General features: G+C 66.6%; 8 protein-coding genes. 1 reads left to right on the forward strand and 7 read right to left on the reverse strand.

Annotated elements, in window-relative coordinates; all coding sequences use genetic code 11:
• Nucleotides 1-138: 138 nt before the first annotated feature.
• From E8A74_RS26905 to E8A74_RS26940, 7 genes are all read right to left on the reverse strand, one after another.
• A complete protein-coding gene (locus tag E8A74_RS26905; protein ID WP_136931943.1) occupies nt 139-1,335 on the reverse strand; it encodes a putative sensor domain DACNV-containing protein in 1,197 nt (398 codons plus the stop codon).
• A gap of 160 nt (nt 1,336-1,495) precedes the next feature.
• Nucleotides 1,496-2,458: a carbohydrate kinase family protein gene (locus tag E8A74_RS26910; protein ID WP_136931944.1), complete on the reverse strand. Its 963-nt coding sequence runs from the start codon at nt 2,456-2,458 to the stop codon at nt 1,496-1,498.
• A gap of 311 nt (nt 2,459-2,769) precedes the next feature.
• Nucleotides 2,770-2,976 carry a hypothetical protein gene (locus E8A74_RS26915; protein ID WP_136931945.1) on the reverse strand — a complete coding sequence of 69 codons (207 nt, stop codon included), beginning with the start codon at nt 2,974-2,976 and terminating at the stop codon, nt 2,770-2,772.
• A gap of 208 nt (nt 2,977-3,184) precedes the next feature.
• Nucleotides 3,185-3,919, reverse strand: a complete 735-nt coding sequence (locus E8A74_RS26920) for a hypothetical protein (protein WP_136931946.1) — start codon at nt 3,917-3,919, stop codon at nt 3,185-3,187.
• 955 nt (nt 3,920-4,874) lie between these two features.
• Entirely contained in the window at nt 4,875-6,038 is a 1,164-nt protein-coding gene (locus E8A74_RS26930; protein WP_136931947.1) for a hypothetical protein, read from the reverse strand.
• A 2-nt stretch (nt 6,039-6,040) separates the two neighbouring features.
• The gene (locus E8A74_RS26935; RefSeq protein ID WP_136931948.1) at nt 6,041-7,264 is read right to left on the reverse strand and encodes a peptidase associated/transthyretin-like domain-containing protein; all 1,224 of its coding nucleotides are present in this window, start codon (nt 7,262-7,264) and stop codon (nt 6,041-6,043) included.
• Between the two features lie 66 nt (nt 7,265-7,330).
• Complete coding sequence (locus E8A74_RS26940) at nt 7,331-8,254, reverse strand: RNA polymerase sigma factor (protein ID WP_136931949.1); 924 nt, start codon at nt 8,252-8,254, stop codon at nt 7,331-7,333.
• 795 nt (nt 8,255-9,049) lie between these two features.
• Here E8A74_RS26940 and E8A74_RS55620 point away from each other — a divergent pair.
• Nucleotides 9,050-12,442: a hypothetical protein gene (locus E8A74_RS55620; protein ID WP_170229389.1), complete on the forward strand. Its 3,393-nt coding sequence runs from the start codon at nt 9,050-9,052 to the stop codon at nt 12,440-12,442.
• Nucleotides 12,443-12,526: the final 84 nt, after the last annotated feature.

A 12,526-nucleotide genomic window follows, 5' to 3' on the forward strand; every position in this document is an offset into this window, starting at 1 on the left:
CGACTGACCTACGATCCCAGGAACCTGGCGCGCTTTGGCGAGCCGACTAACGGCTGGGCTTGTGCTGCGGGGCGCCGGACCGCGCTGCGCGCGGCCCAGGTGCACCGCCAGCACCAAGCCTGAGTTGGGCCGCCGTCATCAGGTCTCAGGAACCCTCACGGGCCACGTCAGTAGTTCATCGGCGCGGCGAGTGGCACATCGAACCGGACCATCCGCGGATACGATGAAAACAACAGCCCCGGGGACTGCCCAGGCGAAGCGGAGGCCGGCCGCATGGCGGGCACCGCCGCTTTGCACCAGATCAACATAATCCGTTCCCATGGCATTGCGACAGTCCTTGGGTGTTGGCATTTCATTTGGACCTTGGGGAGGACGAATATCACGGACAATGCAGCCAGCTCCCGCAACCATAAAATTTGGCTCGATGATTACTGCACCGTCGTTTGCTGCAAGGCGTCCCAGCATCTCGATAGCCGCAGTCGTGCTTGCACGAACCTGCTCAAGTTCGCTCCTGATCTCGGCGTCCTCGTCAGCATCCTCCGAGGTCGCGTTTCCGCCCACCTGCGCCAAGGCAATTCTTTTTAAATTCAGAGTTCGCTTTCGATCAGTGAGGCGCGCCATCAGGGATGGCTCGACGAAGCGATATTTGGGAAGAAAGCACGAATCCAGAGCTGGCGAGCAAAGGAACATCGCACCAGCCTGAGAAACTCGCGCGTGTCGAATCGTCTCAGCCAGCATCCACGCACGATCTAAGAGACCGCAGCGTTGAAGCCCGTCGCGCACGGGCCCGTCTTCCAGAAAGACTTCTACGTCGGCCGGCATCTCGTGACCAGCCTCATAGCGAACGCCGAGTTGACCGTCTTGATCCTCGAGAACCAGAACTCCAGGGCGAGGAGCGGCGATGCGAACGACGTTGCCACCATTTGTAAACGGCTGCCGCCGAGCGATTCCGGTCATGATGGGGACACCATCGCGAATGGTCACGACTGCCAGGTCGCGACCGTACTCGATCCCGTGCGCGAGCTTTTTGAGATTTTTCGGATTGAACTCAAGCTCAGCGAATCGCCATACGAACCATGCACGCTCGTCACCGCCCCACGGACTGTCGTCGACGACCTCCTCCAAGCAGTTATCGGCGTCGACAACAACCGCAATCGGAACCGGCTCGCCTTCTTCTGGCATCATGCTCGCGAAGAACACCGTGTCGACAATTCTCAGGAAGACGTCGCGACTTATCGGCTCCTCATCGCGAAGCCAGGGCAATCGTTCGAATACCGCACGCGGATACTCGGGTGCGTTCGTCGTCGCGGAACCGTCTTCAGCCATCGCGTTCATGTTCACTATCCTACCTTGTCTCACCGTACGCTACCGGCCGCCGGCCCAACCTCAGCCTTCTGCTGCGCGTGGCTGGCCGCGCAGCGCACCCACGTGTCGGTCAGCAAGCCCTTGTTGGGCGGCCTAACCAGATTGCATGTGGTAAATTCATCGTAAGCGTTCACGGACCAGACTTCTTGACCTTAAGCACCGCTGATAGCTCACGACTCCAGGGTGGGTTCGCGCCTGGGCGGCTGACAGTGACGGCAGCCGCCCGGGTGCCGAGCATGAGCGCTGCATCGAGAACCCGATCGGGCAGACCGACGAGCCCTTGCTTGGTTAGCGCGCCCTCCGCGTGTAGTGCAGCCAGAGCGCCCGCGTTGAAGGTGTCGCCCGCGCCTACTGTATCGGCCACGGTGACCTTCTCGGCAGCCATGAAAAGATCCTGCGTCGCACTAATGGCGCGCGCGCCCTGAGCGCCTTTAGTGATGAAGACGAGTTTTGGCCCCTTCTCGATAATCTTCTGAGCAAGTTGGTTCAGGTCTCCATCTCCCATCAACCAATGCAGATCTTCCTCCGACAGCTTAACAATATCGGCTCTTGCAATCATCCGCTCGATGCGGGAGCGGTAGACGCTCTCCTTCCCAGCGATGAAGCCGGGGCGAATGTTCGGGTCGAGCATCGTCACACGCAACGGGGATTCACGCGCCTGAAGCGCCTCGTACGCCGAAGCGGCGGGATCGTTCACGAGGGAGATACCGCCGAAAAACAGCGCATCCACGGCGGTGAGCCGGGCCGGATCGGGAAGGTCATTCTCGGATAACATCCGCCCAGCGGTATTCTCGTCGTAAAAGGTATAAGTCGCCTGCCCGTCTACGAGTTTGACGAACGCAACCGTCGTGGGGCGGCCCGAGCGCGCGGCGACGGAGGTATCGACATTTGATTTTTCTAGGGTTTGGGCCAAGATATCGCCCAGTAGGTCGGTCGAGAGTCCCGAAAAAAAGCCCGCAGGCACCCCAAGTCGGCCCAGCGCGATGGCGGTGTTGAACACTGCCCCACCCGCATAGGGGGCAAATGCTGACTCACCCAGCGTGGTTTTCCGCGGCAGCATGTCGATCAGGGCTTCGCCACAGCTCAGAATCATTGAGGTCTCCTTGGAAACGCATCACAGCGCCGTGCTGAGAGGCGAGTCGCACAATAGTCAACGACTGTAATCGACGGTTGAAAGTCTGGTTTTTGGAAGGATCTGGACCGACGTGTTCGCGATGATGCCGGCCCGCCCGATGAGAGGCGAAGGGGCGCTGCGCTGCGGATCGGCGCTACGGCTCGCCACCCTGCGGCGCGACCGTGGCTCGTTGACCAGACGCTCCCAGCATCACCCAGGCCCACAAAGTGTGGATCTCACGATACGTCCCCAATCCGCAAGACAAATTTAGAACCCTTCGGGACCACACATCATGGGCTATGCAGGCGCCGATGGTTCGCCGCCAACTTCCACGCCGTCTGCACCAGCCACCCGCAAGAGTTGACGCCCCGCTGGACGGCCACCACGAGCACGTCCTGGCAGAGATCCTCGACCTCTGGACCATCCACGCCGAAGCACCGGAGCGCGGCCTGCACCGCGGCGAGCTCACGCAGCTCCGGGCCCGCGGGCCTACTCATCAGACCGCGCCTCTGGCCATCGAGATCAAGACCCGAGTCGCATCCCGCAGCCGCTCGGGTCCTTCCAGCACCGACGCACCTTCCAGCAGTTCGCCCCCCCAGCAGCACCGCCCGTCTTCCCTACGGACCCGCCGAAGCATTCCGATCACTCGTCCTCGCAGCTCAACCCGATAGCCGAAGGCGATCCCTTGGAACCTCACAAGGCGGCTCACACAGGAACCCGCAGCTCAACGTGGGTAACGCCCTCGCGGAGAATCTCCGCCATCGGGTCCCCCGTTCTGACCTGCACCAGCGTCACGACGCCCTGTTCTTCGAGACGAACGAGCGCCGGCAGGATCACCCGCTCGTACGGAAGGTGCGGGACCTTCTCGCGCAACCGGACAACTGAAACCCGGCCATCCTTGTCAGGACGCAGCCGTGAGATCGCCAGATGGATAACGAAGTTCGTATAGGCGACCTCCCCCTCACGCCGGGCAGCCAACGCCTCGCGAGCCACCTCAATCGCCGCTCTCTGATACAGCGGAGCCGCGAGCACGACTTCGACAAGTAGAAACTCGCCATGCTCATGATCGGCGACGTTCCCGAACGAAACGCCCGTCACCTCCCGCGAACGCAGCGGAGGAACGGGCGGGAGCCGTTCGGACACGCGCGACCCGCCGAAGAAGGCATCCGCCACGGCACTCCAGAACGACGCCCATCCCGCCTTCCACCGCAACAACAGCGGCAGCGCCGTGGGCCCGACGACCGTATCGCGAACGTCCACGCGGGGCTCGGCGAGCGTCTGCCGATCGTGGACGACGGCGCCCGTCGGCGTGCTCGCCATCGCAGCCATACCGGCGCCGCCGTCCACGATCGGCGACTCCTGCCAAACAAGCGTTGCGGCGTCCTCGTCCTCGTCGTCACCTGTGGGAACGGGCGTAGGTCGGTCTTGCTGGGCGAGCATGACGCGCTCTCCTTCCGAACGAAGGCTCATCGCCCGAGGACGAGGCGTGCGTGCACCCCTCCGTTTTTACACGGACCTGGCCATTGCCATGACGCAGTCAGGCGCGCGCCCGCGCCCCGTCCCCGAACGACGAGCCAACGAAAAACCTCCCCCTCCCGGGCCGATCGCGGTGCCCTTTCCTGACCAGGCGCGCGAGCAGGGCGTCCCAAGGCCGAAACCGGCCCGGGAAGGGTGAGGCTGGGGGTCGTTTTATGCCCAGACGCCCCCAGCGAGCCTGCATGCACCAAAGCGCATGCAGGCTCGCTGCGAGCGTTGAGGCTCCATCGCCCCTCAGATGGATATTGGCCGCACGCCGCTCGCAGTGACAGCGAAGCACGAGATTTTTCTGGCGAGACCCCGGCGACCTACTTGTCGACGCTCCTGTACGACCGACGGCCGCAGACCTCTCGTTGAGCTCCTTCCGCGAGCACCGCGAACGCATCCGCGCCGTCGGCTCAGGCCCTTGTTCGGCGGCGGTCGGACGGAGCGCTCATCGCCGAGAGGTCGTTCTCCTCGTGAACATCGCCTGATCTCGTCGAGCACGCTCCAGCTCGTCCTCGGCCTGGTCACGCCACCTCCAGCGCCAGCGCAAGAACCTGCGCGCGAAGTAGCGTTTGTATCGTCGCTTCTCGCTCGGCTTTGGCCCATGCCGCCGCCGTTTGCGGAGCTCGCGGAGCGCGCCGCCACGGCTCATTCGCAGCTCTTCAAGCGCCTCTTCCAGCTTTCCGTCCACCACCAAGATATCGACTCGACACCGAACCGAATCCGTCGGCATGTCGCTCTCGAGCGCCTGCTCTCGGGCGAGGCGCGTCGGGCAACGAAAGTGTACCGTTGGCGATGAACGCCCCGCAAGGGGAACCGCGGCTCTCGCGGCCCCCTTGAATGACCGAGCGGAGTGGACGAACGGCCGCGCAGCCTACTCGACAATCCAGTTCGACCTGCGGCAGCAGAACGTGATCGCGCTGATCTTGTTCGGCGACGCCGACCCCTTCGGCGCTCCGCCGGAGCTCCCGCACGTGCCGTGAACGTACGTCACGCCCGTGACCGCCTTCGCACCGATGGCGCGCCCATCAGGCAGGATGTCGATGCACTTCTCATCGGTAGACGCGAGGCCGGCCTGCTCAAACTGCGACGAACACGTTGCATCGTCGTATAGATGAAGCGATCCCACGCAGACGCTCCCCACGGGCGCCCCGCACTCGCACGCCTCGCAGCCGCGATCATCGAGCGGCTCCTCGGGGTACATCTCGTGACGCTCGTGGTTGTAGTTGTCCGGGCACGGCTCCAGCACGCCCTCGCCATGCACACAGTAGAGATAATCGGGGCCGGGATCGGCCACGCAGTATCTCTTCGTCGCACTCTCGCCGCACGTGTCGTCGTTCGTGTTCGCCATGCACGCGAGCGCGCCGAGCTTCCACTCTCTCTCCGTGGTGAACGAGGGTGCGGCGCTCTTCGGTGCGCAGGACTCACTCGTCGGACCGGGAAGCGCCGAGGCCAGCACAGACTGCGCGCAGAACTCGCCGCCGCACGACGCTCCGGCTGGAAGCGCGTTCGAGCTCGTGCACGAGCCGTCCCATCCAGCAGGCCCGCTGAACGGCAGCGATACGGCCGCGCTTTCAAAACAAGTCCCAGCGCGGATCTCGATCGTCTGCGGCGGCCCGCCTTCGCACGTCCCTTCCGAGGGCTCGCACGCGCACGCCTCGCACGCGGCCGGGGGCGCGACGAGCTCGTCGAAGAGGCGGAACTTCTCGTTCGGCACGCTGCTCGGGCAGAACTTCGGGAGCGCCTCCGGTTTGTCAAACCGGACCGAGACCGGAACCTCGCTCCAGTAGCCAGCGCCGCCGCTCGGCACGGGCACGCAAGCTTCCGTGCAGGTGCCCATGGATTGCGGCGTGGGGCCGGGGGCAGCCGCATCGTTTCCACCCCCATCGGCGCCCGCGTCTGCCAGGAGCCCTCGACAATACTCGTCGGGGATCGGTGCATTCGGGTCGCAGCGAGATTGCACGAACGTGTCCGGCGCCGAACAGGCTGCGAGCGTTGGAAATAGAACCGCCACCATCAAATGAATTGACATTCGCATGACTAAAACTCCCACCCTGCGCCCACCCCCACGCCGATCATGACGGGCGGCTGAGACGAAACCACGGTGTTGCCGACAAAAACCTTGACGCCGCTCGACAGGGCAAGGACCTCTGTCGCAGCCTGTAGGCTGAGGGATGGCGTGAGTCGAACCTTGGCGCCGATACGGCCTCCGCCGCCGGGCTTCACATCCACGACGCTCACCGGCTCGTAGCTCTCACGAGAAAAGGCCACCCTGATCATGCCCATGTGCCCGAGCGCGCACCCGAAGAACCATCGATAGTGGCCGCACGCGCTCACGATCCCGCCTGCGGTCATCGCATCGATCTGGAGCCCCTCGATTCCCGAAGTCAGCCAAGCCGCGCGCGCCTCCAGCCCGAGCGACGCGTATTCGTGTACCTGCAAGCTGCCGCCGACCACCGCCCCCACCGCGGGCGCCCACGTCGCCACGCCGAACAAGACGACCGGCCCCGCGTTGATCGAGCCACGGCTCCCGCTCTTTTTCTCGTCGCCAACCACACCACCACGGATCGGCTCCCGCTCCGGCGGCTCGTCCTCGGGCGGCTCCTCGACATTCGTCGCCGGGTCGATCTGACGCCGCCGCAAAAGCCGCTCCGGCGGATCGATCGGCGCGAATGAGGGCAGCGGACGCAGAGCCAACGTATACCGCAACGTCCCGCCCTTGGTCGCCTTGAAATCGATGACCGCGTCCTCGAATCCCTTGAGGGTCGCCCGTAGCTCGTGCTCCCCGGGAGGCACAAACAGAATGAACCCGGTATGCCCGTCCCGATTCTTGGGCAAACCATCCAAGGTGACACGCGAATGCGGCTCGGAGACGGTCACCTCGACGCGGCAAACCTGCGAGATCGCTACGTCGTACGCCGTGAGCCAGGCATGCCGTTCCTCCGGCGACACCTCCGGCCCACGTCCGCGCTCGATCGCGTCGAGCAACAGATCCGCGGCCTGCACGGGGTTACGCAGCTCGACGAGCAGAGCGCCGAGCCGACCGCCTACAATCGGATCTTCCTTGATCTTGAAGGCCTCGGCATAGGCCATCGCGGCCTCGGGCAGCCTGCCTGCGGTCCGTTCGCGGTCCGCCTTGGCGACGAGCCCCGTGAATCGTGCGGTCTCCACGGCCTCGTCCATCGCGGGCGGCGGTGAGGTTTCCGCGAGCGCAGGCGCCCCGAGAAGGAGAATCGTAGCAATGACGAGAGCCGACCGCGCCATGCGCTCAAGAGTACACGACCCGCGACAAACCTGTCAAGAGGGACGAGACAAACCGACACGCGAGGGCTACCGGTTGCCCTTCGGGAGGAACGAGAGGCCCGAAAGATCGACCACGACCGCGGGGCGGGTCACGGTCGGCGCACGCGGAGCCTGTGCTTTCGCAGGCTTGACCGCGGAATCGGGCACCGGTTCCGCGGGGACGACCGGAGGCGTGGTCGGCTGCTGGGGCGCCTCCTGCACGGTGGCCACGATGGGCGTGCGGTACCGGAGCCCGGCATGCGCGACGGCACGCTCGGGCCCCGGCGCGAGCAGGAGCAGACCGATGATCACGCCGAGCGCGTTTCCTGCTGGAGGAGCGGAACCGAGGAGCTTGCGGAGCCGTTCGAGGCGAGACGCGTGCCCCTCCCCGACGAGCCACAGAAGGGGCATGAAGGCGCGCAAATCATCGCGCGAAAGGCCGCTTTTCTTGAGGAGGAACGCCCGAGCCCGTTCGAGACGCTTCTTCGCCAAGTCTTCCGAAATGCCGAGCTCCTCGGCGACCTCCTTATGCGACCAGCCCTCGAAACCAACGAGCATGAGTACCTGGAAAAACTCGGCAGGCATCTCCTCCATGGCCTTCACGACCTTCCGCTGCACATCGCGCAAGTGCGCGAGGCGCTCGGGCGAGGCCGTCGGCGCGGGCGTGGAATCCGCCTCGCCGTCCTCCGGGGAGAACCGCGCGTCGTAGCGCCGCTTGGCGCGGTCTGCTTCGCGCGCGACGTTCGCGGCGATCCCGAGCGTCCAGGCCCGGAGATCGCCGGCCTTGGGATCGTAGTTGTTGCGGCTCTCGACGGCCGTGGTGAGGACGTTTTGCGCCTTGTCCTCGACGCCGTCGTTGCCGTTCGCTCGTTTTACGCCCTCGCTCGCGAGGAAGCGCTCGATGTCTGCGCGCACCTCGACGAGCCGGGCGAGGAAGCCTGCCCCGGGCTTGCCCTTCGGATCTTTGGCCATGTTTACGATTGGCCGGTCGATGGGAAAGGTGACTGCCGTTTTTCGCCTGGAGGTCGATTTGGGACCGATCCGTGGCGTCGGCTACAGGAGGATGGGGCGAAGGAACCGGGATGAACGCGCTCGACGTTCCTCGCCCCGTCAAGGACGGGAGGACACGCTCGCGGATCCGGCAGGTCGCTCGTGGGGCAACTCAGGCGGCGTCGGCCCTCAAGCCTCCTTCGGCCGACGGATCACGAGCACGCCCCCCACCACGACGAGCGCCGCGAAGATAGATGAGGTCGTTCGGTTCGGCAACCACGCGCTTGAGAAGCTCGGCCACGGAGGCGAGCGGTGGAGCCGGCCGTCATGCGAGACCAGGAGAGGTCGTAGGAGGGAGGACCCAAACCGATACGCGCATCGGTTCAAGTCGTAGGAGGGAGGACCCAAACCGATACGCGCATCGGTTCAAGTCGTGGGAGGGAGGACCCAAACCGATACGCGCATCGGTTCAAGTCGTGGGAGGGAGGACCCAAACCGATACGCGTATCGGTTCCGGTCGTGGGAGGGAGGACCCAAACCGATACGCACATCGGTTCCGGTCGTAGGGGGAGGACCCGACGTGATGTGCGTCACGCCAGAGCGTGCGCGACGCCTGTCGGTCGTTTTCGTGCGCAGCTCGACGTAACCCTTGGCACCCCAACGGTCAGCGGTGATGCTGCCGCGCCCGCTCTTTCCGCCCCGCCGTTTCGGCGAGGCACTTCGGAGGAACGTATGCCAACGCATCTTGCCGCCTTCCAGACACGATCGGCCAGCCCTATGAAATCCAGCATCGCCCGCATCCTCGGCGCCCTCGCGCTCGGGGGCCTCCTCGGCGTCATCCCGGCTTGTAGCTCCGGCCCGTCCGCGCCCGCCTCGCCGCCCGCCGCGTCGCCCGCGCGCGCCTCCGCCCCCGTGGACCTCGACGCCGTCGTGCGCTCCGTGCGCCTCGCCTATCGGGCCTCCGGCGACCACTTCGTCGGGGGCGGCCCTGCTTATGAGGTCGCGTATCACGCGGGCGCGTTCGACGTGGCGCCCCGGCCGGGCGATCACAGCACCTCGGCCGCCGCGCGCTTTCGCACGGTGGACGTCGCGCGCGGCGGGGCGCACCTCGACGGCGCGCCGAGCCCACGCGTGGCCCCGGACGGCCACCTCTCCATCCCCCGCGGCGCCGTGGAAGAGCACCTGCGCAATGCGGAGGGCGGCGTCGAGCTTTCGTACTCTTTCGCCGAACGGCCGGCCGGCGCGGGGGATCTCGTCGTCCGGATCGAGGTCTCGGGCATGGCGCCCTCCGGCGAGACTGCCTCGGGCCACCATTTCGTGGATCCAGGGACGAACCTCGGCGTGAAGTTTGGCAAGGCCACCTGGGTCGACGCGCGGGGCGTGAAGACCGACGTGCCCGTGCGCGTCGCGGGTGGCTCCCTCGAGCTCACCGTGCCGGCGGACGCGATCGACGCGTCGGCGTACCCCGCGGTGCTCGACCCGATCGTCTCGCCCGAGGTGGGGATGGATGCGCCGCTGCTCGTCCAGCCGGCCAACCAGCAAGACGACCCGGCGATCGCGTACGGCGGCGGGCAATACCTCGTGGTCTGGCAGGATCGACGCGCGTACGTGGATCACATCTATGCCACGCGCGTGCAGCCGGACGGCACGGTCCTCGACGAATATGGCATCGATCTCGGGCGGGGCACCGACCCGGCCGTGGCCTCCGACGGCCAGGACTTCCTGGTCACGTACACGGCCCTGCAAAACGTCTACGCCGCGCGCGTGACCAGCGCTGGCCAGGTGGCCGGGGGCGAGCTCACGATCAGCGCGGGGCCGAAACAGGAGCGGACCCCCGACGTCGCCTTCGACGGCACGAATTACGTGCTCGTCTGGGACGACAGGCGCAATTATTCGGATTCCCGCTCCGACATCTACCGCGCGCGCGTGACCCCGGCGGGCGTGCTGCTCGACCCGAGCGGCGTGCTCACCGCGACGGACCTGGGCAATCCGTCGCTCGGGAGCGGGCACGAGCCCGCCATCGCTTCGAATGGCCAGGGCTCGCTCCTCCTCTGGGACGACGGCCGGATCCTCGGCGCGCGTATCGACCCACTGGGCAACGTGCTCGACGCCACGCCCTTCCCCGTGAGCCCGCCGGTCGTGGGCGATGATCGCGACGAGGCCCCGGCGCTCGCTTTCGTCCACGGGGCCTACATGGTGGCTTGGGCGCGCGGCGACACCTTCTATCCCCAAACGGTGATCGCTGCACGCGTGGATCCGAATGGCGTGGTGCTCGACCCGGCGGGGGTCGTCGTCACGCAGACGGCCGACGAGGATACGTACTTCACGAACATCGCCGTGGGCTCCGATGGGCAGGACGCCGTGGTGCTTTTCACGAAGGGCGTTCACGAAAACGAGTGGGGCTCGTATCGCGCGCGCCTCGATGCGCAGGCCGTGTTGCTCGACGCGACGCCGGTGGCGCTCGCCCCGGACAGCCGGGGCCACGCGATCACCGTGGCCCCCGCGCCTTCCCTCGCCGTGTACTCGGACGACGGGACGTCGGACGGACCCGCCGAGGACACGTTCCTGGCCGGGACACGCCTCGCGCCGGGCGGCGCCGCGCTGGAGGTGCCGGGCATTCTGCTGTCGAAGAGCGCCAATGCGCAGTTCATCCCCGCCGTCTCGTTCGACGGGACGAACTTCCTCGTGGTATGGGCCGATCACCGCAATTACGATACGGGGAACAAATTCCTGGATCTCTGGGGCGCGCGCGTGAGCCCCGCCGGCGTCCTCCTCGACCCGAGCGGGATCCCGATCCGGAGCGCGGCGGGCTGGAATTTCGCCCCGCGCGTCGTCTTCGACGGTACGAACCACGTGGTCGCCGCTTGGCGGATCGGCGGCCTGCCGTCCGGCGGCGGCGATCCGAGCTGGAACCCGGAGACCGTGCGGGTGAGCCCCGCGGGCACGGTGCTCGACGCCGTCCCCCTCGTGATCAATGTGTGGGGGTACGAGAATGAGCCCATTGCGATCGCCTCGAACGGTACGGAGGCGCTCCTCGCGAACGACTCTTATGATGGCATCGAGATCGCGCGTGTGACCTCGGCCGGGACCCTCGCCGCGCCGCCGACGATGGCCGTCGAGGTGATCGAGAACTGGTTCGGCCTCCGGCCCGCGGTCTCGCATGGCGGCGCCGGCTACCTCCTGGCCTTCCGGGACAAGCTGAACGGCCAGGGCCTCGTGGCATCAAGGCTCGACGCGACGGGCAACCTGCTCGATCCGAGCTTCCTGCAGGTCTCGACGTCGCCGACCGCCAAGGTCGGGCGGCCGGCGATCGCGTCGAACGACACGATGCACCTCGTGGTCTGGCCCGAGCCGGCCGTCCCGAGCAATACCGGCTCCACCCTGCGCGCGGCGCGCGTGGACGCGAATGGAATGGTGCTGGATCCGGGTGGCTTCGTGCTCGTCGACAAGATCCCGAGCCTGCAATACGACGCGCCTTGCTCGTCCTTCTACGTCACCCAGTATTACGGGCCCTGCCCTGCCGTGGCGTACGACGGCAAGAGCTTCGTGGTCGTCTGGCGATCGCCGCCCGACGAGGTGACTCCCACCGTGGATCTCTTCGGGGCGCGGGTGGGGACGGACGGGACCGTCCTCGAAACGTTCCCGGTCTCGTCCGGGCCTCCGGTCGAGGGCCCGCCCGCGCTCGTCGCGCGGGGGAATGGCAAGACGCTGGTCAGTTATGAGCGGTTCGTCCCGGAAATGCCCTACGCGGCGAGCCGGGTGCATGCGCGGCTCTTGCGGGTCCCGCAGGCGCTGGGCGACGCGTGCGACGTGGGCGAGGATTGTGATTCGGGGGCCTGCGACGCGGGCGTCTGCGTGATGCCGAACGCCGGCGTCGGCGGGGCCGGCGGCGCAGGTGGCAATGGTGGCGCCGGTGGCAATGGCGGCAGTGGTGGTGCCGGTGGTGCAGGCGGCAATGGCGGAGCCGGCGGCAATGGCGGAGCCGGTGGTGCAGGCGGAGCCGGCGGCGCAGGTGGCAATGGTGGAGCCGGCGGCGCGGGCGGCGGCGGCGACCCCGGCGGTGGCGGCGGCTGCCACGCGTCCGGCGCTCCGACGGAGAACGCCGGTTCCCTCGGGCTCCTCCTGATGGGCGCGCTCTTCGCCGCAGGCCGGCGCCGCAACCGCAGGTAGCACGACAAGCGCTGATCCCGAACCCCACCTTTCCAGATGCGGCGAGCCCCACGCCTCAGGTAGGATCTCCCCCCTCTACCCTGA

The sequence above is a fragment of the Polyangium fumosum genome (genome assembly GCF_005144585.1).
GTDB classification, from domain to species: domain Bacteria; phylum Myxococcota_A; class Polyangia; order Polyangiales; family Polyangiaceae; genus Polyangium; species Polyangium fumosum.

What these genes read in the sequence shown, in the direction of transcription:
- E8A74_RS26905 (WP_136931943.1), bottom strand. Translation starts at nt 1,335, where the DNA reads ATGAACGCGATGGCTGAAGACGGTTCCGCGACGACGAACGCACCCGAG.
- E8A74_RS26910 (WP_136931944.1), bottom strand. Translation starts at nt 2,458, where the DNA reads ATGATTCTGAGCTGTGGCGAAGCCCTGATCGACATGCTGCCGCGGAAA.
- E8A74_RS26915 (WP_136931945.1), bottom strand. Translation starts at nt 2,976, where the DNA reads ATGAGTAGGCCCGCGGGCCCGGAGCTGCGTGAGCTCGCCGCGGTGCAG.
- E8A74_RS26920 (WP_136931946.1), bottom strand. Translation starts at nt 3,919, where the DNA reads ATGCTCGCCCAGCAAGACCGACCTACGCCCGTTCCCACAGGTGACGAC.
- E8A74_RS26930 (WP_136931947.1), bottom strand. Translation starts at nt 6,038, where the DNA reads ATGCGAATGTCAATTCATTTGATGGTGGCGGTTCTATTTCCAACGCTC.
- E8A74_RS26935 (WP_136931948.1), bottom strand. Translation starts at nt 7,264, where the DNA reads ATGGCGCGGTCGGCTCTCGTCATTGCTACGATTCTCCTTCTCGGGGCG.
- E8A74_RS26940 (WP_136931949.1), bottom strand. Translation starts at nt 8,254, where the DNA reads ATGGCCAAAGATCCGAAGGGCAAGCCCGGGGCAGGCTTCCTCGCCCGG.
- E8A74_RS55620 (WP_170229389.1), top strand. Translation starts at nt 9,050, where the DNA reads ATGAAATCCAGCATCGCCCGCATCCTCGGCGCCCTCGCGCTCGGGGGC.